The sequence below is a fragment of the Nocardiopsis sp. iso_25 genome (assembly GCF_056173305.1).
Window position 1 is genome coordinate 3,589,954 of the sequence record NZ_CM149667.1, and the last position, 23,919, is coordinate 3,613,872.

Sequence of the window (23,919 nt, forward strand, 5' to 3'; positions counted from 1 at the left end):
AGGAAGACCCGCGCCACGCCGGGGCGACGGCGGTGGAAGCGGCCCCGGGGGCGGTTCCGCCGCCCGGACCCCGCCGGGCCGGACGCCCGCCCGGCCCGGCGAAGGGGCCGCGGCTCAGGCGCCCAGCGCCATGCGCACGCCCAGGGTGAGCATGACGGCGGCGATGAGCGCGTCCAGGACCCGCCAGGCGCCCGGGCGGGCGAAGACCGGGCGCAGCAGGCGGGCGCCGAAGCCCAGACCGAAGAACCACGCGAAGCTGCCCGTGACCGCCCCCGCCGTCCACCACCAGCGCGCGTCGCCGCCCTGCTGGTTGGCCAGCGAACCCAGGAACACCACCGTGTCCAGGTACACGTGCGGGTTGAGCCAGGTGAGCACCAGCGCCGTGGTCACCGCGGCCCCGCGTCCGCCGGAGGGCCCGCCGCCGACCACCAGGGAGCCGGGGCGCAGGACGCGGCGCGCGGCGGACAGCCCGTAGACGACCAGGAAGCCCGCGCCGAGCAGGCGGACCGCGGTGACGGCGAGGGGCGCGGCCTCGACGACGACGCCGACGCCGAGGACCCCGGCCGTGATGAGCACGGCGTCGGACAGGGCGCAGACCAGCACCACCGGCAGGACGGTTCCGGTGCGGCCCTCGATACCGACCCGCAGGACGTGGGCGTTCTGGGCGCCGATGGCCACGATGAGCGCGAGCCCGGTGCCGAGGCCGAGCAGGGCGGGGATGAGTGTCTCGTTCACCCCGAAAAGCTAGGTCGGACACCCGTGTGCAGTAAAGCTAAACTTTCTTAGCATCCCTGAGAGAGGCTTAACATGCCGTTCCAGTTCGACCATCTGCGCACCCTGGCGACCCTGGTGGACGAGGGCACGTTCGAGGCCGCCGCGCGGCGGCTGCACGTGACGGCCTCGGCGGTGTCCCAGCGGGTCCGGGCGATGGAGCAGACCGCGGGCCGGGTGCTGGTCCAGCGCACGAACCCCGTGCGGACCACCGCCGCCGGGGACGTGGTCCTGCGCTACGCCCGCCAGGTGCTGCTGCTGGACGAGGACGCCGACGCGGAGCTGCGGCTGGGCGAGCGCGAGAGGGGCCGGGTGTCGGTGCCGCTGGCGGTCAACGCCGACAGCCTGGCCACCTGGTTCCTGGAGGCGCTGGCGGACCTGCCCGCCGACCTGGGCGCGGTGTTCGAGATCCACCGCGAGGACGAGGAGCACACCACGTCCCTGCTGCGTTCGGGGGCGGTGATGGCCGCCGTGACCTCCACTCCCGAGGCGGTCCAGGGGTGCACGGTGGCGGGGCTGGGCGCGATGCGCTACCACGCGGTGTGCAGCCCGGACTTCGACCGGGAGCACCTCGGCGGCCGGGCGGACCCGGAGCTGCTCGCCCGGGCTCCGGTGGTCAACTTCGACCGCCGCGACGACCTCCAGGACCGGTTCCTGCGCGAGTCCCCCGGCGGTGAGCCCTCCGGCCCCCGGCACTACGTCCCGGCCTCGGAGGACTTCGCCCGGGCCGTCCTGCTCGGGTTCGGGTGGGGCGTGGTGCCCGAACCGCAGTGCTCGGAGCACATCGCCTCGGGGCGGCTCGTGGCCCTGGCCCCGGGCCGCCCCGTGGACGTGCGCCTGTACTGGCAGCGGTGGAACCTGCGCTCCCCGGTCCTGGACCGGGTCTCGGAGGCCGTGCGCGCGGGCGCGGCCGAGCGCCTGCACCCGCTGTGACCGGAGTCTTCGCGCCGCGCGGGCGCCGTGGTCCGTCCCGGCGGCCGGGTCCTCGGCCCCGCGCCGGGCGGGCGGCACGGAGCACGTCCCGGGGAGACGCGCCCGGTGCTCCGCGCAGAACGGGGCACGACGGCCCGGAGGACTCCCCTTCCCCCGCCCGGGGGCGCTCGTTCGGGGAGGAAGGTGGGTAGGTCCCCCCGTGTCCGTCCGGCGGGCCGCCGGGGGCGGCACGCCGACACCACCGTCAAGAAAGGCCCGACATGAGCCTGAACGCCACCGCCGTCGACCTGGGGACCTACGGAGTGTGGGTGACGAGGACCGACCTGACCGCCGACGCGGCCGCCGAGATCGAACGGCTGGGCTACGGCGCCGTCTGGGTCGGCGGCTCCCCCGGCGCCGGGCTGGAGGAGGTGTCCACGGCGCTGGCCGCGACGTCGCGGCTCGCGGTCGCGACGGGCATCGTCAACATCTGGACCGCGGACGCGGAGGCGGTGGCCGACTCCTTCCGCCGGATCGAGTCCGAGCACCCCGGCCGGTTCCTGCTCGGCATCGGCGCGGGCCACCGCGAGGCCAACGGCCCCGAGGCGGTCAAGCCCTTCGGCGCGGTGGTGGACTACCTGGACGTCCTCGACCGCGGGGGCGTGCCCGCGGACCGGCGGGTGGTCGCCGCCCTGGGGCCGCGGATGCTCCGCCTGTCCGCCGAGCGCGCCGCCGGGACCCACCCGTACCTGGTCAACCCCGAGTTCACCCGCGGCGCGCGCGAGGCGCTGGGCGGGGGCCCGCTGCTGGCGCCCGAGCACAAGGTGGCCCTGGGCGGGGACCGCGGGGAGACCCGGCGCACCGCCAGGAGGGGGCTCAGCGTCTACGTCGACAACCGGCTGACCAACTACCTCGCCAACTTCCGGCGCCTGGGCTTCTCCGACGAGGACTTCGCCGACGGCGGCAGCGACGCGCTGGTGGACGCCATGGTCGCGCAGGGCGCACCGGAGACGGCGGCGGCGGAGCTGCGCGCGCACCTGGAGGCGGGCGCGGACCACGTCGCGGTGCAGCCGCTGGCCGAGGACGACGACATCCTGCCGGTGCTGGCCCGGCTCGCCCCGGCTCTGGGGCTCACCGCCCGGGGTTGAGGTCCCTCCTCATGGCCGGGCCGCGCATGTCGCCGGTGCGACCCGGGGCCCCGACCCGCGCTGGTCCCGTGCCTGTGGCGGGCCTCGACCGTCGGCGTCGGCAACGGGCACGGGACCGCAGCGGGGGAGCCCGCCCCGCCCGGTCAGCGGACTCCCGCGCGCAGGTGGTCGCGCAGCTCCCGGGCCACGCGCGCCATGAGCGCCTCGGCCCCCGGCTGGTGGTAGGCGGGCACGCGCGACTCGGTGAGCACCGCGACGGCGAAGGCCTGGCCGTCGGCGTGCTCGACCACACCGATCTCGTGGCGCAGGTTGAGCAGGGTTCCGGTCTTGGACGACCACCGGGACAGGTCGGAGGTGAAGTCGGGGGCCAGCCGGTGGCGCAGCAGGTTGTCGCCCATCAGCTCCCGTACCCGGGCGGCCACGTCCGGGTCGATCGCCCGGGGCCGCCACAGCGCCTCCAGCAGGTCGGCGAAGGCCCGGGCCGCACCGGAGCTGGCCCGGGTGACGTCGAGCTGCTCGATGCGGTGCCCCCGCCCGGCGGTGCCCTCGCCGATGGCCAGCGAGTGCGCCAGGTGCGCGCCCTCGGGGCCGAGCCGGTCGGCGGGGGTGTCGCTGAGGCCGCGCATCGTGTGCCGGACGGTGATGCCGCGCAGCCCGGCCGCGCGCAGCGAGGCGGCGACCCGCTCGGGAGGGGTGATCTCGAACAGGGCGTCGGTGGCGGTGTTGTCGCTCAGGCACATGCTGAGGTAGAGCAGGTCCTCGACGCTGACGCGGGCCGGGTGGCGGAACCGGCTCATCCCGGTGGGCCCCGGGGTGGTGACCCGGCCCGGCTGCACGAGGACCTGTTCGGCGCCGTCGACCTCCCCCGCGCGGATCCGTTCGAGCGTGGCGACGGCGAGCGGGACCTTGACGAGCGAGGCCGTCGAGAACTCCAGGTCGGGTTCGATACCCAGTTCCTCGCCCGTGCGCAGGTCCCGTACCAGGAAGGAGCCCCGCAGTCCGCCCTCGTCGAGTTCGCGGCGCAGGTCGCGGACCAGGACGGTGGCGCTCACGCGGACTCCCGTTCGGCGTCGGTGCGTCCGGGCGGCCCGTCCGTACCGGGCCGCCCCTCCCCCTCCGGGGCGCCCAGGCACCGGGCGATCGCCCGCCCCAGGAGGGCGCGCAGCCGCTCGGCCTCGTCCCCGGTCTCGGCGGCCACCTCGTAGCCGCGTGCGAGGCGGACCTCGCCCGCGGGGCGCCAGTACAGCCCCAGGTCCTCGGCCTGGCGGGGAGAGCACAGCAGGAGGTCCCGCGAACCCAGGACCTCGGCGGCGGCGGAGGCCAGGGAGGCGGCGAGGACCACCTGGCCGGGCCGCAGGCCCACGGCGTCGCGCAGGCGGTTGAGGGGGTCGCGCACGTGGGGGACGTCGTCCTCGGGCTGGAGCCAGACGCGGCGGCCGCGCGAGGACGAGCGGTCGCGGGGCAGGCGCAGGGTCTCCAGGTAGACCGCCCCGGCGCGCGGCTCCCCGGTGCCCGCCAGCCCCAGCGGGACCGTCCACGCGGCCTCGCCGGGCGGCACCCCCGTCAGGGCGGCGCGCACCTCACGGGAGCCCAGCAGTTCGGTCCGCGCCACGGGCGCGGCGGAGCGGAAGTCCAGGTGGATGCCCTCCTCGCGGGCCTCGGCGCCCAGGAGGGCGAGGTCGCGCGTGGCGCAGGTGTCGGGCACGGCCAGGCGCAGCGGGCGCAGCGCCGCCCTCTCGGCGTCGTGCTCCATCTCCTCGGCCAGCCGGACCAGGCGCCTGGCCGAGGGCAGCATGTCGCGGCCGAACTGGGTGAGGGTGGCCCTGCGGGTGGAGCGGTCGAACAGGCGGGCGCCCAGATGCCGTTCCAGGGCGGCGATGCGCCTGCTGGCGACCGGCTGGGGGATGCGCGCGGCGGCGGCTCCGAGGGTGAAGCTGCCCCTCTCGCTCACGTTCACGAACGCCTTGCAGGCGCCGACGAGGTCCATGACCCTCATGGTATGCCGTTTTGACATGGAACTGGTCGTTTCTGTCTTGGACAGCATCAGTGCCAGCGGTCAGACTGCTGGTCGAGGCCGCCCGGCAGGGCGGCGCGTGCGGGTTCCCGCACGGCTGACCGGGGGTCCTTCCGTGTCCGGGCCGTCTTCGGGCCCGGCCGAGGACCCGCGCACACCCAGGACAGGAAGAGCAGGCACACATGGTGTTCTCATCCCACCGGCGCACCGGACTCGCGGCCTTGGCCGCGGTCGTCCTCGTCCCCGCCACCGGCTGCGCGGCTGCCAACGGCGCCGCGGCACCCAGCGCGGAGCAGTCGGCCTCTCCGGCGGCCTCCGGCGGACCCGCCCGGGGGTTCGAGCGGCTGGAGGAGGAGTTCGACGCGCGGCTGGGCGTCTACGCGGTGGACACCGGCAGCGGCGAGGAGGTCGCGCACCGCCCCGACGAGCGCTTCGCCTACGCCTCGACGCACAAGGCCCTGACCGCGGCACTGGTGCTCCAGCAGAACACGCCCGAGGAGATGGAGGAGGTCGTCACCTACACCGAGGAGGACCTGGTCGACTACTCGCCGATCACCGAGCAGCACGTGGACACGGGCATGACGCTGATGGAGGTGGCCGACGCCGCCGTCCGCCACAGCGACAACACCGCCGCCAACCTGCTCTTCGACGAACTCGGCGGGCCGGACGCGTTCGAGGACGAACTGGAGGCGATCGGCGACGACGTCACCGACCCGGAGCGGATCGAGACCGAGCTGAACGCCTGGACGCCCGGGGACACCAGCGACACGAGCACGCCGCGCGCCATGGCCGGGAGCCTGCGCGAGTTCACCCTCGGCGACGCCCTGCCCGAGGACCGGCGCGAGGTGCTCAACGACATGCTCGTCAACAACACCACGGGTGACGCGCTGATCCGCGCCGGGGTGCCCGAGGACTGGAGGGTCGGCGACAAGACGGGCGCCGGAAGCCACGGCACGCGCAACGACATCGCCGTCATCTGGCCCCCGGAGGGCGACCCCATCGTCCTCGCCGTCATGTCCAGCCGTGAGGTGGAGGACGCCGAGTACGACGACGCGCTGATCGCCCGGGCCGCCGAGGTCGTCGCGGAGGAGCTGGCCTGACGCCGCTCCGCGCCGACCGGGCACGGAACCCGTACGTCCCCAGGACAGAAGGAGCAGGGAAGATGTTGCTTTCACCCCTACGGCGCACCGGGCTCGCGACGCTGACCGCGCTCGCCCTCGTGCCCGCCGTCGCCTGCGGGGCGGACGGTTCCGGTCCGGCTCCTGGGTCGCAGCCCCCGGCCGGGCCCTCCGCGGAGGGCTCGGCCGGGCGGCCGACCCCGGCCGACCCCTCCGCCGGGTTCGCCGACGAGTTCGCGGACCTGGAGGAGGAGTTCGACGCGCGGCTGGGGGTCTACGCGGTGGACACCGGCAGCGGCGAGGAGATCACGCACCGCCCCGACGAGCGGTTCGCCTACTGCTCCACCCACAAGGCCTTCAGCGCGGCGCTGGTGCTCCAGCGGAACACGCCCGAGGAGATGGAGGAGGTCGTCGCCTACGACGCCGACGACGTGTTCGGCCACTCACCGGTCACCGAACAGCACATCGACACCGGGCTGCCCCTGGAGGAGGTGGCCGACGCCGCCGTCCGCTACAGCGACAACACCGCCGCCAACCTGCTCTTCGACGAACTCGGCGGACCCGACGGGTTCGAGGAGGCGATGGAGGAGATGGGCGACGACGTGATCGAGGCCGACCGCGTCGAGCCCGGCCTGAGCCGGTGGGCGCCCGGGGACACCCGGGACACGAGCACGCCGCGCGCCATGGCCGGGAGCCTGCGCGAGTTCGTCCTGGGCGACGCCCTGCCCGAGGACCGGCGCGAGGTGCTCAGGCGGATGCTCGTCGACAACCTGACCGGGGACGAGCTGATCCGCGCCGGGGTGCCCGAGGGCTGGGAAGTCGGTGACAAGACGGGGAGCGGGAACTACGGCACGCGCAACGACATCGCCGTCCTGTGGCCCCCGGAGGGTGAACCCATCGTCCTCGCCGTCATGTCCAGCCGTGACGAGGAGGATGCCGAGTACGACAACGCGCTGATCGCCGGGGCCGCCGGGGTCGTGGTGGAGGCCCTGGGCTGACGGCGCCGGGCTGAGGCGGCGCGGTCGGAACGGCCCGGCCGGAAGGGCTCGGCCGAAGGAGCCCGGACGAAGGGTCCGGGTCGGGGACCCGGGGGCGCGCCCCCGGGTCCCTCCGCCTTCCCCGGCCCGCGCCCCGACCGCGACGGTCCGAGCCGGAGAGGCCCGTCACCGGTGCGCGAGGGACGTCCGAACGTGCGCTTCCGCACCTTCCGCCCTGGATTCGGCCACTCGAAAACGTGTCCTAGCCTGGGAGCGGTCCGGGCCCGGCGGGCGCCGGAGACCTCCCCTCCCGTCCAGAACCGAGCGAGTCCGAGGAACAGCGTGAGCATCAGTCCCCGTGTCACAGCGACCGTCTTCCGCGTGGTGGCGGTCATCGAGGCCCTGACCTGGATCGGCCTCCTGGGCGGCATGTACGTCAAGTACCTGGGCAGCGGCAGCGAGGCGGGCGTGCACCTCTTCGGCCCCCTGCACGGGGGCGCCTTCATGCTCTACGTGGCGGCCACCCTGGCCGCCGCCCTGCACCTGCGCTGGAACCTGTGGGCGACGCTGGTGGCCCTGGCCGCCTCCGTGCCTCCCCTGGGCACCCTGGTCGCGGACTGGTGGCTGCACCGCACCGGACGTCTGGCCCCCCGCGCCGAGGAGCGGGACCGCGCGCCCGAGCCCGTGGCCTGAACCCCCGGACTCCGCGGGGCCCGACGGGACTTCATCCTCCGTTGGGCCCAGCGCCACCTCCCGGAGCATGACCCTTTGCGCACGAGCGGTGACCTGTGGTTGGTTGACCACCAGCCAGTGACCCCCAGCGCCGAAGGACCCCCATGCCCTCCGCACGCACCGCCGCGCTGACCTGCGCCGCGCTCGCCCTCGCCCTCGCCCTGACCAGCGCCCCCTCCCCCGCCTCCGCTGCCGAGCAGGCCCTCTCCCGGACCACCTCCGTGGGCGTGCACAACGCCTACGAGACGGCGACCTTCCCCCACTTCGCCGACGCCCTCGACTCCGGTGCCGGACTCCTGGAACTGGACGTGTGGACCGACGAGTGGTTCGGCACCTGGCGGGTCAACCACGAACTGGTCGGCCAGCACAACAACTGCGCCGGGGCCACCAGCCCGGACGAACTGCGCCGGGGCGGCGACGGCGACCTCGCCGACTGCCTGCGCGACGTGCGCATCTGGCACGAGGCCAACCCCGGCCACCCGCCGCTACTGCTCAAGGTCGAGATGAAGAAGGGCTACCACGCCGAGGCGGGTCTGGGCCCCGCCGAGTTCGACGCGCTCGCCGACCAGGTCCTGGGCGACGCCCTGTTCCGACCGGACGACCTGCTGGCGGGCGGCCACGCCACCCTGGACGAGGCGGTGCGCGCCGACGGCTGGCCCTCCCGGGAGGCCCTGGCCGGGAGGGTCGTCGTCTACCTGACCCCGGGCACCTTCGAGCAGGGCAACCCCTTCGACGACCTGTGGACCGACGAGGAGCAGGCGTCGCGCCTGCGCGACCTGGCCGCCGAGGGCCGCCTGGAGGAGGCGGCCACCTTCCCGGCGGTGCTCGGCGCCCGCGGCGGCGACCCGCGCGAGCGCTACGCCGAGGAGCTGCGGCCGTGGTTCGTGGTCTTCGACGGCAGCGCCCCGACCTACACCGGGGGCATCGACACCTCCTGGTACGGCGAGAACGACTACCTCCTGGTGATGACCGGCGCCCACGCGGTGTCCCCCGCGATCGACGCGCGCACCCCCTCCCCGGAGGAGGCCGCCGCCCGCGTGCGCGAACTCGCGCAGGCCGGGGCCACCACGGTGACCAGTGACTGGGCGGGCCTGCCCGGGGTGCTGTCCATGGTCGTCCCGCACGGCCCGGGCGCCGGCTGACGCCGGGGCCGTCCGCCGCAGCGCCTACTCGGCCCGCGCCCCGCGCGAGAAGTAGGCGTTGGACGCGGGCAGGAACAGCAGCACGAGGGCGGACAGTCCCAGCAGTCCCGGAACGGCGTAGCCGAGGACGTCGTAGGCCGACATCCCGGCCGGCGGCCACACGATGGCGTCCATGTTCGCGGTGGCCAGGTCCATGAGCACGACGAGGGCAGCGGCGGCGGCGATCAGGAGACGCGCCCAGTTGCGACCCCGGCGCACCAGGACGGCGAGGAGGACACCCACCGCCGCGAACAGCAGCGCGGCGGCGCCGGACACGGCGGCCTGGCGCAGGCCTCCCTCCTCGCCCGCGGCCGCGCGCATACTCTCCAGCCCGGTGGGGGCGACAACGAACACGTTCAGCACCCACAGCACGAGGTCGACGGCGATCAGGGCGAGCAGGAGCAGGAACGCCGCCTCCACCGTCCCGGGGCGCCCGGTCCTCTCGGCGGTCGTACTCGTCATGGGTCCTCTTCTTCCGCTGGTTCTCCGGGTGGGGGGAGAAGGAGCCCGGGGGCACGGGACGCCTGAGTAGTCAGGAACTGTACAGCAAACGCCCGGGGCCGGGCAGCGGCGCAGGCAAGGGCGTCGGCGGCGCTCCGGGAGACACCGCCCGGCCCCGACGGGGGCCGGTTCCGGGCTCGGGCACCGCGGTTCGGAAAAGACCTGTCGAGGACAACGGAAAAGACGCGCAAAGAGCCGGGGATGGAACAGCGGAAAACGCGCATTCCCGCTCTATCGTTTCTCCGCCGTCTTGTACACCAACGACCTACTTCTACCCATGGGGTCAAAGAGTGGCGTTCTGGCCGGTCACGGCCATGAAAATTCACCGCGTCACACTTTGTGCACCGTGGGTGGTCCGTGTTCTCTTATGGACTGGCAAGTCATGACACGAGCCGAAGGATCACCCATGACCAGAACCCACCGGTCAGGTCCGGACAGACGCACCGTCCTGCGCGGGGCCGCGTTGGCCTCCGGCGCCGCCGTTCTCGGCGGGGCGCTCACCGCGGGGGGCGCGAGCGCCTCCTCGGGGGCGGCCGAACCGCCCCTGCACACCCGGGCCGACTGGGGAGCGCGCTCACCCGCGGGCCGGGTCCAGATCCTGACCACCGCGCCCAGCTACATCGTGGTCCACCACACCGCGACGGCCAACAGCACCGACTACTCGCTCAGCCACGCCTACTCCTTGTCCAGGGCGATCCAGAACTACCACATGGACTCCAACGGCTGGCTCGACACCGGACAGCAGCTCACCATCAGCCGCGGCGGCCACGTCATGGAGGGCCGCGACCGCAGCTTCGCCGCCATCCGCGAGGGCAGCCACGTCGTGGGCGCGCACGTGGCCAACAACAACAGCACCTGCATCGGCATCGAGAACGAGGGCCTCTACACGAGCGTGAGCCCGACCGGGGCCCTGACCGACGCGCTGGTGGCCACCCTGGCGTGGCTGTGCGGGGCCTACCGGCTCGATCCGCACAGCGCGATCCTGGGCCACCGCGACTTCAACGCCACCGCCTGCCCCGGCGACGTGCTGTACGCGCTGCTCCCGGAGCTGCGCGACGCGGTCGCCGACGCCATGCTGGCGCCGGTACTGGAACTGGCAGCCCGCCGCGCGCCCGCCGGGAACGGCCCGACCTACCCGACCGTGCCCGCGGACGAACCGGACCGGCTGTTCTACCACGGTCCCGCCCGGGGCCCCGACGACTTCACCCGCTGACCCGCCCGCCGGAGCGCTCCGGGTCCCGCGCCGCCCGCGGCGCTTCGGGCCCGGTGCCGCTCAGGTCGCGTCGCCGACCGCGGTGCCCGTCGCCTCGCGGCGGGCACCACCCGCACCGATCCGCCCGACGACGCGGTCCACGTCCCAGCGCTCGACCGCAGCCAACGGCGCACCCGCCTCCTCCCGCAGGGCCGCGGCCCGCTCCAGCAACCGCGTCGCCCGGCCGTGCCCGCCCGCCAGCGCGTGCGCTCCGGCCAGCCCCTCCGTCGCCAGGGCGACCGCACGCGGGTCGCCGCTGCGCTCGGCCTCACGCTGAGCCCGTCCGTGCAGTTCCAGGGCCGCGTCCGCGTCGCCGCGCTGTTCGGCGACGAACCCCAGCTGAGTGAGGATGAAGGCGGTCCCGATCCGGCCGTCCGCGCGCCGGTTCCACTCCAGGCGGCGCAGCAGCGACCGCTCGGCCAGGTCCAGGTCGCCCCGGCGGCGGGCGGCCAGGGCGATCCCGGCGTCCGCGAACTGCTCGCCCACCGGGTCCGCGTGCTCCTCGGCCACCCGCAGCGCCCGGGCGTGCAGCGCGTCGGCCCGGTCCAGGTCCGCGTTGAGCAGGGCGACCCGCCCCAGGCCGGAGAGCTTGAGGGAGAAGGTGTGCCACAGCCGAAGGCCCTCGGCGATGCGCAGCCCCTCCTCGTGGCGCCGGGCCGTCTCCGCCAGGTCGCCGCGGGCCTCGGCGACCTGGGCCAGGGTGTCGGAGGCGCGCAGGATCCCCCACCGGTCACCGAGGGCACGTAGTGCCCGCTCGGCCTCCAGCGCCTCCCGCCGGGCTCCGGCGAGGTCGCCGCGGGCGAAGGCCGCCCGGGCCAGGGTCTCCCGCGCGACCGCCGCGCCCCACGTGTCCCCCGCCCGCACGCAGGCGTCACGGGCCCGCTCCACCCGGGCCGCGGCCCGGACCGGATCGCCCAGCCCCCAGCGCGTGGACTCCGTGAACCAGGTCAGGCGGGCGTGCGCGACCGGGTCGTCCACCCGGGCCAGGTCCTCCTCGACGGTGGCGCTCCACTGCCGGGCGTCCTCGGAGCCGGGTACCGCCAGGGCGGCCCGCCACACCCGTGCCCGGGCGCGGGCCGCGGGAGGTGCACCGGGCACGGACAGGGCGGCGTCCAGGGCGGTGCGGGCCGCCCCCGCGCGCCCGCGCAGGTACCGGTACCAGCACGCGGCCTCGGCCAGGCGCAGGGCCAGGCGGGCGTCCGCCTCCTCCACCGCGAGGGCCAGGGCCGCGTCCAGGTTCGCCGACTCGCGGTCCAGGCGCCGGAGCCGGTGCTCCTGGTCGGCGCCGCGCAGCCCTTCGTCGGCGCGCTCGGCCAGCTCGGCGAAGTGGGCGGCGTGCCGGGCACGGGTGCGGCGCGCGTCCCCGGCCTCCTCCAGCCTTTCGAGGGCGTAGGCGGCCACCGACTCCCTCAGGAGGTAGCGGGTCGCGCCGGAGCGGTCGGCGGCCACCACGAGCGAGCGGTCCACGAGCGCCCCCACCAGCCCCAGCACATCCCGGACTGGCACGGTGCCGGAATCGGAGCACACCGCCTCGGCGGCGGCCGGGTCGCAGCCGTCGGCGTGCACGGCCAGGCGGGCGAGCACGGCGCGTTCGGCCGCGGAGAGCGGTTCCCAGCTCCAGTCGATCACGGCGCGCAGGGTGCGCTGGCGTGCGGGCGCGTCGCGGCGGCCGACCCCGAGCAGGGCGAAGCGGTCGTCCAGGCGGGCGGCGAGGTCGGCCACGCCCATGTGCCGCAGTCGAATGGCGGCCAGTTCGAGGGCGAGGGGGATGCCGTCCAGGCGTCGGCAGACCGCGGCGACGGCGGGAGCGGTGTCGGTGTCGAGCGCGAACGGGGCCGCGGCGGCCCGGGCGCGCGCGGTGAAGAGCCGTACCGCGCCCGAGGCGGCGAGCGCTTCGGGGTCGTCGGTGCCGGGATCGGGCAGGTCCAGCGGGGGCAGCGCGTACAGGTGCTCCCCGGCCACGTCCAGCGGTACCTGGCTGGTGGCCAGGACGCGCAGGTCGGGCACCGAGCCCAGCAGGCGGGCGACCGCGTCCGCCGCGGGGCCGACGACGTGCTCGCAGTTGTCGAGGACGAGCAGGGCGTCGCGACCGCGCAGGAGTCCGGCGACGCGCTCGTGCGGGGCGGCCCCCGGCTCCGAGGCGTCGTCGCGGGCCCCCAGGGCATCGGCCAGGAGGGGCACGGGGTCGCCTCCGGGGGCGAGCGCGGCCAGTTCCACGAACAGGGCCGTGCCGGGGTCCAGTGCGCGGGCCGCCGCCAGGGCCAGCCGGGTCTTGCCGACCCCGCCGGGACCGGTGAGGGTGACCATCCGCTGGGCACCGACCAGGGAGCTCAACGTCCGCAGGTGGTCGTCCCGGCCGATGAGGTCCCCGACCGGCGCGGGCAGTCCGGCGGCGGGGACGGCCGTCCTGTGCGCGGCGGGGAACGCGGCGGCCCCCGGCGGGGGCGCAGAAGCAGGTACCGGGTCCAAGGACGGGTCCTGCGTCAGGACCGCCCGGTGCAGGGCCGTCAGCTCGGGGCCGGGGTCGATCCCCATCTCCTCGGCCAGACGCGCGCGCAGCCGTTCGTAGGCGGCCAGGGCCTCCCCCTGACGGCCCGCCCCGTAGAGCGCGCGGACGCGGGCGGCGTGCAGGCGCTCGCGGTAGGGGTGGCGGGCGGCGGTCTCGGCCAGCTCGACGGCCAGCACGGCGTGTTCCCCCAGTTCCAGACGTGCCTCGGCCCGGTCCTCCAGGGCGGTCGCCCGCAGTTCCTCCCAGTGGGCCGCAGCGGACCGCGCCGGTTCGGTGTCGGCGAACTCGGCCAGCACGGGCCCGCGCCACAGGTCCAGGGCGCGGGTGAGCAGCTCCGCGCGCTCACGGGGCTCCGCGGCCCGCGCGGCCCGGCGCAGCAGGTCCTCGAACCGTGCGGCGTCCACGTCGTCGGCGTCCAGCAGGTAGCCGGGCGCGCGGTGGCGGACCAGGGAACGGGCTCCGGGTTCGGCGCGTTCCAGGGCTCCGCGCAGTTGGGAGACCCGGGCCTGGAGGACGGCCGCGGGGCGGGCCGGAGGGGTGTCGCCCCACAGGTCCCGCACGAGGCGGTCGGCGGGCACCAGGCGCCCCCGGGCCAGGAGCAGGGAGGTCAGCAGGGCGCGCACCTTGGTGTCGCGGATCCGGACGGGCTCACCGTCGTCGGTCCGCACCGTCAGCGGACCCAGCACCCCGAAACGCATGCGGACAACCGTAGCGATCCCGTAGGACAACCGTGGCGGCCGCCGCCACCGTGATCCTGTGCGGGGCGGTGAGGTGCCGCCCCCGGACCGAAACGGGGTGACCGGTGATGGGGGACTACGCGGGCAGGCGGGCCGTGGTGGTCGGCGGGACGCACGGCATGGGGATGGGCGTGGTCGAGGCGCTGCTCGCCGGAGGGGCCCGGGTGCTGCTGACCGGGCGCAGTGAGAAGAACCTGGAGGAGGCGCGCGGCCGCCTGGGGCCGGAGGCGCACGCGGTGCGCGCCGACGTGGCGGACCTGGCCGACACCGACGCGCTGGCCGAGGCCGTGCGCGCCGCACTGGGCGGGATCGACCTCCTGCACGTGAACGTCGGGACCGCGGAGCTCGGCCCGTTCGGGGAGGTGACGGAGGAGACCTACGACCGCCTGTTCGCGGTCAACACCAAGGGGGCCTTCTTCACCGTCCAGAGGCTGGCGCCGCTGGTCACCGACGGCGGGGCGATCGTGTTCACCACCTCGGTGACGAACATGACCGGTACGCCGGGGATGAGCGTGTACACGGGCGCCAAGGCGGCCGTGCTGGGTTTCAGCCGGGTGCTCGCCTCGGAGCTGCTGCCGCGCGGCATCCGGGTGAACACGGTCGCTCCGGGCTTCACCGACACTCCCACGATGGGGATCGCGGGCCTCGGGGGAGCCGATCGCGAGGAGTTCATGCGGGTGGGCGACGCGGCCACGCCGATGGGCCGCCACGGCACCGTCGACGAGGTGGCCCGCGCCGTGCTCTTCCTGGGCTTCGAGGCCACCTTCACCTCGGGCGCGGAGATCCCCGTGGACGGCGGTCTGGGCCTCGGCCTGAGCACCGGCCCGTAACCGTTCCGGGCCCCGGCCCGGAGGCTGCCGCGCGGGGCGGATCCGCCCCGCGCGGTGGGGGAGACTGGGGAGGTGAGCACCGAGAACAGCCGCCCCGGACCGCCCGTGACCAGTCCCTCGATCATCCTGCTGACCCTGGCGCACGGTATCGAGACCGAACTGAACGCCGCGCTCGCGCCCCTGGACCTCACGGTCGCCCGGCTCGGGCTGCTCGGCCACATCTCCGGGGTCGCGGGCGCCTCGTTCAGCGACCTGGCTCGGATGTCGGGGATCACGGTCCAGAGCGTGCACGGCTCGGTGAAGGCGCTGGTCGCCGCGGGCCTGGTGCGCGACCGCACGTCACGGGCCGGGGCCGCCTCGTCGATCGAGATCACCGACGAGGGTGCCCGCCTGCTCGACGCGGCCAGGCAGGCGGTGGCCTCGGTGGACACCGCGATGTTCGGGCCGGAGGCCGACCCCGTGCAGCGGCGGGTGGGCGAGGCAGTGCGGGCGGCCTTCGGCGCCCCGGGCGGCTCCTGAGACCGGCGGTCCGCCGCCGCTCCCGTTTCCCGGCAGTTCCCGGGGTCGTGAACCGACCCCTCCTTCAGGCTGCCTGAAGCCAGGGGTATCCTTCAGGCAGCCTGAAGGAAGAAGGACATCCCATGGAACACCTGCTGCTCTCGGTCCACGTGCTCGCCGCCATCGTGTTCGTCGGCGGATCCACCGTCGCGGCCAGCCTCTTCCCGCGGTTCGCCCCCGTCGCCGTGCCCGCTGCCGTGGGCGCCGCCGACCCGGGGAGCGCGGACGCGCCCACGGGCGCCCGCTCCCCCGACGAGCGCGACCCGGGCGAGCGCAACACCGCCGTGGCCGCCCTGCTGCACCGCATCACCCGCGGCTACGCCGTCGCCGGAATCGTCGTCCCCGCGGTCGGGATCGCCCTGGCCCTGCTCCAGGGCCGGATGGGCGAGGTCTGGATCATCGTCTCGATGCTGCTCACGGCCCTGGCGGGCCTGATGCTGGCCGCGCTGATCCACCCCCGCCAGCGCGAGGCGCTCCGCAGGCCCGGCGACCCCCGCGCGCTGCGCACGCTGTCGATGATCACCGGGGTCTACAACCTGGTGTGGGCGTCCGTCGTCGTGCTCATGATCGTCCGCTCGGGCTCGGGGGCGTGACCAGCGCCCCGGGAGCGGGATAGGTGTGACGCGGGTGGGGAATGGTGCCGGAAGCGGCGCACACCCGCGCCGCCTCCGGCCACGTGTGGGGGTAAGCGAAAATGTCTCAGCGGGTACAAGGGGTGATCTCCCGGTCCAAGGGGGCTCCGGTGGAGATCACCACGGTCGTCGTGCCCGATCCGGGGCCCGGCGAGGCCGTGGTCAGGGTGCAGGCGTGCGGGGTGTGCCACACCGACCTGCACTACCGCGAGGGCGGCGTCAACGACGAGTTCCCCTTCCTGCTCGGGCACGAGGCCGCGGGCATGGTGGAGTCCGTGGGCGAGGGCGTGACCACCGTCGCGCCGGGTGACCACGTGATCCTGAACTGGCGCGCGGTGTGCGGGGACTGCCGCGCCTGCCGCCGGGGGCGGCACCAGTACTGCTTCGACACGCACAACGCCGAGCAGCGGATGACGCTGGAGGACGGCACCGAACTCTCCCCCGCCCTGGGCATCGGCGCGTTCGCGGAGAAGACCCTGGTCGCCGCGGGGCAGTGCACCAAGGTGGACCCGCAGGCCTCGCCCGCCGCGGCCGGCCTGCTGGGCTGCGGGATCATGGCCGGGATCGGCGCCGCCGTCAACACCGGCGGCGTGGGCATCGGGGACTCGGTCGCCGTCATCGGCTGCGGCGGCGTGGGCAGCGCGGCCGTCGCGGGCGCGCGGCTGGCCGGGGCCGGACGGATCATCGCCGTGGACCTGGAGGACCGCAAACTCGAATGGGCGCGCGGTTTCGGCGCCACCCACACCGTCAACGCCTCCTTCACCGACCCGGTCGAGACCATCCGCGACCTGACCGGCGGTTTCGGCGCCGACGTGGTGATCGACGCCGTGGGCACGCCCAGGACCTACGAGCAGGCCTTCTACGCGCGCGACCTGGCGGGCACGGTCGTGCTGGTGGGCGTGCCCACACCGGAGATGCGCCTGGACCTGCCGCTGCTGGACGTGTTCGGCCGCGGCGGGGCGCTGAAGTCCTCCTGGTACGGCGACTGCCTGCCCTCGCGCGACTTCCCGGTGCTCATCGACCTCTACCTCCAGGGGCGCCTGGACCTGGACGGCTTCGTCACCGAGGAGATCGGACTCGGCGAGGTCGAGGAGGCCTTCGCCCGGATGGAACGCGGCGACGTCCTGCGCTCGGTGGTGATCCTGTGAGCGGCGCGCGGGTGGAACACCTGACCACCTCGGGGGTCTTCGCCCTGGACGGCGGGGAGTGGGAGGTCGAGAACAACGTCTGGATCGTGGGCGACCGGGACCAGGCCCTGGTCATCGACGCCGCGCACGACGCGGGCGCGATCCTGGGCGCGGTGGGCGACCGCGAACTCGTGGCGGTGGTGTGCACGCACGCGCACAACGACCACGTCAACGCGGCCCCGGCGCTGGCCGAGGCCACGGGTGCGCCCATCCTGCTGCACCCGGCCGACCGGGTGCTGTGGGACATGACCCACCCCGACCGCGCGCCCGACGCGGAACTGTCCCAGGGACAGGTCGTCACCATCGCCGGGACCGGGCTGACCGTCCTGCACACCCCGGGCCACGCCCCGGGGGCCGTGTGCCTGTACGCGCCCGACCTGGGCGTGCTGTTCAGCGGCGACACCCTGTTCCAGGGCGGTCCGGGGGCGACGGGGCGGTCCTACTCGGACTTCCCGACGATCGTGGAGTCCATCCGCGACCGGCTGTTCAGCCTGCCGGGGGAGACGGTGGTCAACACCGGGCACGGCCCGTCCACGACGATCGGCGCCGAGGCGCCCCACCTCCAGGAGTGGATCGACCGGGGGCACTGAGGACCGCGGTGCGCGGCCCGCGGGCCGGGCCGCGCCCTCGGCGCCGCGGGCCGCCGCAGGGAACGCACCGGCGCGGCAGCCCGCTCAGGCGGAGCGGGCGGAGGTGAGGCCGGCCCCGTACTCCATGGCGGCGAGCACCGCCGGTACGAACCGCCCGGAGAGCCGTGCCAGCAGGTCCGGGGCGAGGACGACGCGCAGCGCGCCCGGCGCGAAGGTGGCCAGCGCGCGCCCGACCAGGGGATCGTCCCGGCGGGCGCGCAGGCCCGCCACCGTGCCCGGCCAGTGCCGCTCCTGGACCGCGCCGAAGGCGGCGGCGGTGGTCCAGAGCGCGAACAGCGGCCCGGAACCGGTGCCCAGGTGCTCGGCGCAGTCCCGGCGCAGCTCCTCCGGCGACGCGCCCCACTCCGCCAGGACCCGCGGTGTGGGCCGGTGGGCCTCGGGCACGTCGTCGCCGGTGTCGATGACCACGGCCTCCCCGGTGTTCCAGCGCAGGAACGGCAGCAGCGGGGGCAGGTCCAGGACCGTCCCGTCGAAGCGGGCGCCCTCCGCCGCGAAGCAGGCCGAGTGCCGGAGCCCGTGTTCGTCGTTGCCCTTGATGCTGGGCAGGTCCTCGTGCTCGACCAGGTTGGGCGCCGCGACCAGGGCGGGGGTGCCGCGCTCCCGCAGGAACCGCAGGGCGGCGCGGTCGTCGGAGCGGCCCCCGGCGCCGCGCAGGTAGCGGCCCATGTCCAGGGCCAGCTCGCGTGGCAGGAGCAGGGCTGGGGTCGGCATGTACGGGTTGATCACCGGTACCGCTCCGGCGCCGGTGAACACCGCCCACCGGGCCAGGTAGGCGGTGCGCGAACCCCATTCCACGAAAAGGGAGAGCGCGGCATCCGGACGTCCTTGCACCGCGTCGCACACGGAATCGGCGAAATCCGCGCAGACGCGGACGTCGTCCTGGAGGACGAGGTGGTGGGTGGAGTCGAAGCGTTCCGCGCTGGAGAAGGCGACCCGGGAGGCGCGCAGGGAGCTGGGCGGACCGTCGGGCTCGGGGTCCACGGCCAGGCAGGCGTCCGCGATCCCGAGGGAGTCCAGGACGCGGCGTGCGGCGGAGATCCGGCGGGGGTGGGTCATGACGGACGCGGACAGCACGACGGGAGAAAGGGGGTTCGGCATATGCCGAGAATAACCGGAAAACGGTTGGAGGCAAGGCCTGGGGAAATTATTTTCCTTTCCCCATAAACCCTTACCCGGCCAGATTAGCACACGCCTCGGGGTGATTTCCGTTCCGCGGTTCGCGGCGCGCGGCCGCCGGAGGGTGGAACCCCGAACCCGGAGGCCTGTGAGCTGCTGATACGCACCCTGCAGGCCCGCTCCTTTCTTCACAGGACACCTACTGCCGAAAGGCATGTTTCGCCCAGCGGAACTACCATCGGGTAACCAGGGAGATCCGAAGGACACGCGGCCGGGGAATGAGCGGAACACGGCGGCCGGAGGGCTCCCGTCACCGCATGGGCGTCGTCACAGCGGACCGAATCCCTTTACCAGCAGGCCTTTCCAGGACCGTAATTCGGATCACTCGACGTGTTGGGTAAAGCGGGGATTGCCTGCTCCTAGCCTTGTGTTGGAGGCGGAAGTGATCCCGGGACCCTCTGGTCTCTCATGGGACTTCTGTCGGCGCCCCGCCCGAAGGCGGTTCACGGCGCCCCCGCGTACCGCGCACCGCTCGTTGTTACTTCTCCCCGCGTTGGAGCCTCGGTGACCCTTGCTTCCGCACGCCCGAACCGTCGTGCCCAGCTCACCACGGACGTCCAGGTCGTCCCGGACGCCCAGAACGTCCCTACCGCCGACAACCCCCTGAACCACCACGACGTGCCGCCCCAGGCCGGGCCGTCCCGCCAGGAGGCCACGGCCGCCACGGCGCGCACGCGCCGCCGCACGCTGCTGCTCGTCATCGTCCTCGGCGTGCTGTCCGCGATCGGCCCGCTCGCCACCGACCTGTACCTGCCCGCGCTGCCCCAGATCGCCTCCGACCTGGGCACCAGCGAGGCCAGCGTCAAGCTCACCCTGACCTCGGTGATGGCCGGCCTGGCCCTGGGCCAGCTCGTCATCGGCCCGCTCAGCGACCGGTGGGGCCGCCGCGCGCCGCTGCTGGTCGGCATCGGCGTGTTCACCGCCACCACCCTCGCCATCGCGGCGGTCGACAGCGTGGAGATGTTCAGCCTGCTGCGCTTCGGCCAGGGGCTGTCGGCCGCGGCCGGACTGGTCATCTCCCGCGCGATCGTGCGGGACGTGTTCGACGGCGACGCCGCCGCCACCTTCTTCTCCCGGCTGGTGCTGCTCTCCGGCCTGGCCCCGATGCTCGGCCCGATCCTGGGCGGCCAGCTGATCTTCTTCGGGCCCTGGCAGCTGCTCTTCGCCGTGCTCGGCGCCACCGGGCTGGCGACCTTCGCCCTGGTGCTGTTCGGCCTGCCAGAGAGCCTGCCGCCCGAGCAGCGCGAGCGGGTCAGCCCGCGTGCGCAGCTGCGCGTGTTCGGCCGCCTGCTGCGCGACGTCCGCTTCACCGCTCCCACGCTCACGCTCGCGCTGAGCTTCGGGATGAGCTTCACCTACATCTCGACGTTCTCGTTCGTGGCCCACTCGCGCTTCGGGGCCAGTGCCCAGGAGTTCAGCCTGGTGTTCGCGGTGACCACGCTCGGCATGATCATCGGCAACCAGCTGAACGCCTACCTCATCCGCCGGGTCGAGATCCACCGCCGCCTGTTCCTGGGCCTGGCCGGGTCGATCGCCTCGGTGGCCTCGCTGGCGCTGCTGGGGTCCGCGGGCGGAGCGAGCCTGGTGACGGTGACCGTCGCGCTGTTCGTGATGATGGTGTTCACCGGGCTGGTGTCGCCGAACGCCACCGCTCTGGCCCTGGACGGGCAGCCGCCGAGGATCGCCGGAAGCGGCTCGGCCCTGCTGGGCACCCTCCAGTTCGGCATCGGCTCCGGTCTGGCCTCGACCGCCGGGCTGACCGGCCCGGTGACCCTGTCCAGCATGACCGCGGTCATGCTCGCCACGGCCGTGGCCGCCGCGGTGGTTTTCACCGCTTTCGCGGTGCGTACGCGACACACCGCGCCGGCCGCCGCCTGAGTGTCGGTGCGCACGGCTAGTGTGATTCGCTCGTTCAGGCCAGACCCGAGGAGCGCGACGTGTTCCCCAGCCCCCAGGCGCAGTCCCTGACCAGTGAGGTACCCGGCGTGTGGGAGGAGGTGCTCCCCCACCTGGCGGAGTCGGCCGCGACGTGCTGGCTGACCGTGACTCGCGCGGACGACCACCCGCACACCCGGCCGCTGCTGGCGGTGTGGGTGGACGGACAGCCCTTCTTCGCGTCGGGCGAGGGCACCGCCAAGTCCCGGCTGCTGGCCGCGTCCCCGCAGGTCAGCCTGGCCTTCACCACCGGCGTCATGGACGTGGTGGTGGAGGGCGCCGCCGAACGGGTGCTGGACCCGGAGCTGCTGGGCCGGGTGGCCGCGGGCTACGCCGAACGCCACGGGTGGGCCCCGCTCGCCGGGGACGGCGGGCTGACCGGCCCGGAGGGGGCGCCGACCGCGGGCCCGCCGCCCTACCGGGTGTTCACGATCCCCCCGTCCACGGTGTTCGCCTTCCCGGTCTCCGACCTGCCGCACGGGCCCACCAGGTGGCGGTTCGACGTGTGGCCCTGAGCCGCGAACGGCGCGCGTTCTGGGGCGGGAGGGGTCTCCAGGGAAGCGGGAGGCGGTACCGGGTGAAACGTCGCGTCTCGCGGGTATAGGCCCCGGCGAAGACAACCGATCCACCGTCCCCCATCCCCTGGAGGCAGAGCGTGCGAGTACGCATCGTTCTTTCGACCCTCGTCGTCCTGTGGCTGCTCATCGGGCTGATCGCCGCGTTCCAGCGCGGTCTGTTCAGCGACGACGAGACCTCGTGCTCGACGCTGGGCCACACCGTCGGAACCATCTTCGTCGGGCCGTTGAACTACATGGGGGTCAACCCGACCATCGAGTGCCCGCCCCTGCCCGAACCCTCCGAGTAGCGGATCCGGCGCCGCGTCCCCGCGGGGGCGCGGCGCCGCTCATCGCCCGCCCTCCGAGGAGGCGCGCCCGGGTTCGGGCCCCGGCGCGTCCGCCGGTTCCGGCAGGACCCGCGCGTCCCCGGCGAACGGCACCGTTGGCCCACTCGTTCGCCGGCGCGGTCACAGGGAACGGTAGTGGGCGCGCCGGGAGGGGTCGAGCTTCTCGATCGCGGCGCGCAGCAGGGGGCGCGGTGCACGGGCGGCGTGGTCGTCGAGGAAGGCCAGCAGCCGGTCGCGGTCCTTGTCCCCGGCGGCACGGAGCATCCACCCCACCGCCTTCTGCACCAGTTCGTGGTCGTCCTCCAGGAGGATCTGGGACAGGGCGAAGGTGTCTTCGAGGTCGTCGTGGGCGATGAAGTGCGCCGTCGCCACGATGGCGGTGCGCCGCCGCCACGGGTCGTCCGAGCGCGCCAGGGTGTACAGGACCCCGCGGGGGCGCTCCCGCAGGCGGCGGCCGAGGACGTGGTGCGCGGCCAGGTCCACCAGGTCCCAGTTGTTGACGCGGTCGTGGCGGCGCAGGTACAGCTCCGCGAGCGCGGCGACCTGTTCGGGCGTGCTGCGCCGGTGGCGGGCCTTCTTCTCCATGATGCTCATCGCCCCGGCCCGGGCCTCGTGCACGGGGCTGTCCATCAGCTCCTCGACCTGGTCGAGGGGCATGTCCACGAACTCCTTGGCCAGAGCGAACACCGTGCCCATGCGCACGCCGACGAAGTAGTCGTCCTCGGGCTGGCGTCCGGCCTCGAAGCGGAAGTAGCGCTGGTACTTGCGGAGTTCCCCGTCGCTGCGGTGCTCGTCGAGGCGCGACAGGAAGGCTCGGGCGGTCAGCGGTGCGGTGGCCATGGCGGCACGGTAGACGTCCCCGGTGACATTCGGCGTGAACGCCGCAGTGAGGACGGCCCCCCTCGGCGTCCTCCCGGCGGCGCGGTCCCCCTCATCCCCGAGCGCGCCTGTCCTGTTCCATCTCCTCGCGCAGCTGCGCCAGGACGCCGTTGAGGAGCCGGGACACGTGCATCTGCGAGTAGCCGAGGCAATCGGCGATCTCGGACTGGGTGTGGTCGCCGAAGAAGCGCAGCATGAGGATCTCGCGCTCGCGCTCGGGCAGGCGGGCCAGGGCGGGCTTGAGCGACTCGCGCTGGACCACTAGTTCCAGGCCCTCGTCCTCGCTGCCCAGGTGGTCCTCCAGCCGGGTGCCCTCCTGGCCCTCGGAGTCGGCGGCGTCCGGCGCGTCCAGGGACAGGGAGCGGTAGGACTCCGAGACCTGGATGAGCTCGCTGACCTCGGCCTCGGGCAGCCCCATCTCCTCGGAGAGTTCGTGGATCGTGGGCGTGCGCGCGTGGGCCTGCTGGAAGTCGTTGAGCGCCTGGCGCAGCTTGATCCGGTTCTCCTGGTGGCGCCGGGACACGCGCACGGCCCAGGTGTGGTCGCGGAAGTGCCGCTTGATCTCACCGGTGACCGTGGGCATCAGGTAGGAGATGAACGGCTTGCCGCGGTCGGGGTTGAAGCCGTGGATGGCCTTGACCAGCCCGAGCATGGCGGTCTGCTGCAGGTCGTCCAGCGGTTCGCCCCGGCCGTTGTAGCGGCGGGCGAGCTTGTTGACCAGCGGCTGGTAGAGGACCACGACCCGTTCGCACAGGTCGTCGGCCCGCGGGTCGTCCCTGTCCAGGGCGTGGAGTTCGGCGAGCATGTCCTCGGCGGTGGGGTCCTCGTCCCGGACCGGTCTGCGCGGTCCGGGGACGGCTGGTGTGCGGTCGAAGGTCTCGTGCGTCGCGTGGGGAACGTTGATGGACAAGAGGAAGCCCCCGGTGTCGTGTTCCTGTTGGATGCCTGATGTCTGCCTGGACGGCAGTGGGCTGACGGCACGCCCGCGCTGACGATCGAGGTGGGCGGCCGGGATCCGGCGGGGGATGATCGCGATGTGAGGAGTACGTTCCCTGAGAAATGGGCCCAAAAGCCGCCGGGAGGAAATTTTTCGCCATGCACCATAAACCGGTCTGCCGTACGCATGCGGCGGCTGGAAAAGCAGGGGAAAAGCGCCCGGGCCCCGGCAGCACGCCGTACCACCAGGTGGCGCGACGGCCCGTCGCCCCTTGCCCGCACGGACGCGTAAGGGCGCCGCAACCACCGCGGCCCGCGCACCGGCCACGACCGCTTCCGCAATCTTTATTTTACTCGAACGTGCGTTTGGCTGTTTTACC

23 protein-coding genes are annotated in these 23,919 nt (G+C 74.1%); 15 read left to right on the forward strand and 8 right to left on the reverse strand.

The window, feature by feature from the left end:
* Positions 1-114: 114 nt before the first annotated feature.
* On the reverse strand, positions 115-735 hold the full coding sequence (locus AC0VX6_RS15625) for a LysE/ArgO family amino acid transporter (protein WP_475464884.1): 621 nt from the start codon (positions 733-735) through the stop codon (positions 115-117).
* A gap of 72 nt (positions 736-807) precedes the next feature.
* Between AC0VX6_RS15625 and AC0VX6_RS15630 the strand changes: the two genes are divergently transcribed.
* Positions 808-1,704 carry a LysR family transcriptional regulator ArgP gene (locus AC0VX6_RS15630; RefSeq protein ID WP_475464886.1) on the forward strand — a complete coding sequence of 299 codons (897 nt, stop codon included), beginning with the start codon at positions 808-810 and terminating at the stop codon, positions 1,702-1,704.
* Positions 1,705-1,964: 260 nt separating this feature from the next.
* Positions 1,965-2,831 carry an LLM class F420-dependent oxidoreductase gene (locus tag AC0VX6_RS15635; protein WP_475464888.1) on the forward strand — a complete coding sequence of 289 codons (867 nt, stop codon included), beginning with the start codon at positions 1,965-1,967 and terminating at the stop codon, positions 2,829-2,831.
* A gap of 143 nt (positions 2,832-2,974) precedes the next feature.
* On the opposite strand, the gene AC0VX6_RS15640 is transcribed toward AC0VX6_RS15635, so the two are convergent.
* Together AC0VX6_RS15640 and AC0VX6_RS15645 are read right to left on the reverse strand one after the other, a co-directional pair.
* Positions 2,975-3,883 carry a serine hydrolase gene (locus tag AC0VX6_RS15640; protein ID WP_475464890.1) on the reverse strand — a complete coding sequence of 303 codons (909 nt, stop codon included), beginning with the start codon at positions 3,881-3,883 and terminating at the stop codon, positions 2,975-2,977.
* A complete protein-coding gene (locus AC0VX6_RS15645) occupies positions 3,880-4,818 on the reverse strand; it encodes a LysR family transcriptional regulator (protein ID WP_475464891.1) in 939 nt (312 codons plus the stop codon). The genes AC0VX6_RS15640 and AC0VX6_RS15645 overlap by 4 nt, the downstream gene beginning before the upstream one ends.
* A 209-nt stretch (positions 4,819-5,027) precedes the next feature.
* Here AC0VX6_RS15645 and bla (AC0VX6_RS15650) point away from each other — a divergent pair, with 209 nt between their 5' ends.
* The 4 genes from bla (AC0VX6_RS15650) to AC0VX6_RS15665 all read left to right on the forward strand — a co-directional run bounded on the left by bla (AC0VX6_RS15650) (position 5,028) and on the right by AC0VX6_RS15665 (position 8,814).
* Positions 5,028-5,945 (forward strand): class A beta-lactamase, encoded by a 918-nt coding sequence (gene bla, locus AC0VX6_RS15650; RefSeq protein WP_475464893.1) that lies wholly within the window; start codon positions 5,028-5,030, stop codon positions 5,943-5,945.
* 62 nt (positions 5,946-6,007) lie between these two features.
* On the forward strand, positions 6,008-6,961 hold the full coding sequence (bla, locus tag AC0VX6_RS15655; RefSeq protein WP_475464895.1) for a class A beta-lactamase: 954 nt from the start codon (positions 6,008-6,010) through the stop codon (positions 6,959-6,961).
* 321 nt (positions 6,962-7,282) lie between these two features.
* Positions 7,283-7,633 (forward strand): DUF3817 domain-containing protein, encoded by a 351-nt coding sequence (locus tag AC0VX6_RS15660; protein WP_475464897.1) that lies wholly within the window; start codon positions 7,283-7,285, stop codon positions 7,631-7,633.
* A gap of 143 nt (positions 7,634-7,776) precedes the next feature.
* On the forward strand, positions 7,777-8,814 hold the full coding sequence (locus AC0VX6_RS15665) for a phosphatidylinositol-specific phospholipase C domain-containing protein (protein ID WP_475464899.1): 1,038 nt from the start codon (positions 7,777-7,779) through the stop codon (positions 8,812-8,814).
* A 24-nt stretch (positions 8,815-8,838) separates the two neighbouring features.
* Here AC0VX6_RS15665 and AC0VX6_RS15670 read toward each other — a convergent pair whose 3' ends face one another.
* A complete protein-coding gene (locus tag AC0VX6_RS15670) occupies positions 8,839-9,315 on the reverse strand; it encodes a hypothetical protein (protein WP_475464901.1) in 477 nt (158 codons plus the stop codon).
* 445 nt (positions 9,316-9,760) lie between these two features.
* Between AC0VX6_RS15670 and AC0VX6_RS15675 the strand changes: the two genes are divergently transcribed.
* Entirely contained in the window at positions 9,761-10,567 is an 807-nt protein-coding gene (locus AC0VX6_RS15675; protein ID WP_475464903.1) for a peptidoglycan recognition protein family protein, read from the forward strand.
* A 60-nt stretch (positions 10,568-10,627) separates the two neighbouring features.
* On the opposite strand, the gene AC0VX6_RS15680 is transcribed toward AC0VX6_RS15675, so the two are convergent.
* Positions 10,628-13,813 carry an AfsR/SARP family transcriptional regulator gene (locus tag AC0VX6_RS15680; protein WP_475464905.1) on the reverse strand — a complete coding sequence of 1,062 codons (3,186 nt, stop codon included), beginning with the start codon at positions 13,811-13,813 and terminating at the stop codon, positions 10,628-10,630.
* A gap of 107 nt (positions 13,814-13,920) precedes the next feature.
* On the opposite strand from AC0VX6_RS15680, the gene AC0VX6_RS15685 reads away from it, so the two are divergent.
* The 5 genes from AC0VX6_RS15685 to AC0VX6_RS15705 all read left to right on the forward strand — a co-directional run bounded on the left by AC0VX6_RS15685 (position 13,921) and on the right by AC0VX6_RS15705 (position 17,649).
* Positions 13,921-14,682: an SDR family oxidoreductase gene (locus AC0VX6_RS15685; protein WP_475464907.1), complete on the forward strand. Its 762-nt coding sequence runs from the start codon at positions 13,921-13,923 to the stop codon at positions 14,680-14,682.
* Between the two features lie 72 nt (positions 14,683-14,754).
* Positions 14,755-15,201 carry a MarR family winged helix-turn-helix transcriptional regulator gene (locus AC0VX6_RS15690; RefSeq protein ID WP_475464909.1) on the forward strand — a complete coding sequence of 149 codons (447 nt, stop codon included), beginning with the start codon at positions 14,755-14,757 and terminating at the stop codon, positions 15,199-15,201.
* A 122-nt stretch (positions 15,202-15,323) separates the two neighbouring features.
* A complete protein-coding gene (locus AC0VX6_RS15695; RefSeq protein ID WP_274973444.1) occupies positions 15,324-15,833 on the forward strand; it encodes a hypothetical protein in 510 nt (169 codons plus the stop codon).
* A 101-nt stretch (positions 15,834-15,934) separates the two neighbouring features.
* Complete coding sequence (locus tag AC0VX6_RS15700) at positions 15,935-17,020, forward strand: S-(hydroxymethyl)mycothiol dehydrogenase (protein ID WP_274973445.1); 1,086 nt, start codon at positions 15,935-15,937, stop codon at positions 17,018-17,020.
* Entirely contained in the window at positions 17,017-17,649 is a 633-nt protein-coding gene (locus AC0VX6_RS15705) for an MBL fold metallo-hydrolase (RefSeq protein WP_475464912.1), read from the forward strand. The genes AC0VX6_RS15700 and AC0VX6_RS15705 overlap by 4 nt, the downstream gene beginning before the upstream one ends.
* 84 nt (positions 17,650-17,733) lie before the next feature.
* Here AC0VX6_RS15705 and AC0VX6_RS15710 read toward each other — a convergent pair whose 3' ends face one another.
* Positions 17,734-18,807 (reverse strand): hypothetical protein, encoded by a 1,074-nt coding sequence (locus tag AC0VX6_RS15710; RefSeq protein WP_475464914.1) that lies wholly within the window; start codon positions 18,805-18,807, stop codon positions 17,734-17,736.
* A gap of 582 nt (positions 18,808-19,389) precedes the next feature.
* Here AC0VX6_RS15710 and AC0VX6_RS15715 point away from each other — a divergent pair.
* The 3 genes from AC0VX6_RS15715 (at position 19,390) to AC0VX6_RS15725 (ending at position 21,685) form a co-directional block, all read left to right on the forward strand.
* On the forward strand, positions 19,390-20,763 hold the full coding sequence (locus AC0VX6_RS15715) for a multidrug effflux MFS transporter (RefSeq protein ID WP_475464916.1): 1,374 nt from the start codon (positions 19,390-19,392) through the stop codon (positions 20,761-20,763).
* 59 nt (positions 20,764-20,822) lie between these two features.
* The gene (locus AC0VX6_RS15720; RefSeq protein WP_274973448.1) at positions 20,823-21,335 is read left to right on the forward strand and encodes a pyridoxamine 5'-phosphate oxidase family protein; all 513 of its coding nucleotides are present in this window, start codon (positions 20,823-20,825) and stop codon (positions 21,333-21,335) included.
* 140 nt (positions 21,336-21,475) lie between these two features.
* Entirely contained in the window at positions 21,476-21,685 is a 210-nt protein-coding gene (locus AC0VX6_RS15725) for a hypothetical protein (RefSeq protein WP_017567061.1), read from the forward strand.
* A 159-nt stretch (positions 21,686-21,844) separates the two neighbouring features.
* Here AC0VX6_RS15725 and AC0VX6_RS15730 read toward each other — a convergent pair whose 3' ends face one another.
* Together AC0VX6_RS15730 and AC0VX6_RS15735 are read right to left on the reverse strand one after the other, a co-directional pair.
* On the reverse strand, positions 21,845-22,564 hold the full coding sequence (locus tag AC0VX6_RS15730; protein ID WP_475464918.1) for a DNA alkylation repair protein: 720 nt from the start codon (positions 22,562-22,564) through the stop codon (positions 21,845-21,847).
* 91 nt (positions 22,565-22,655) lie between these two features.
* Entirely contained in the window at positions 22,656-23,513 is an 858-nt protein-coding gene (locus AC0VX6_RS15735) for a SigB/SigF/SigG family RNA polymerase sigma factor (protein WP_274973450.1), read from the reverse strand.
* Positions 23,514-23,919: the final 406 nt, after the last annotated feature.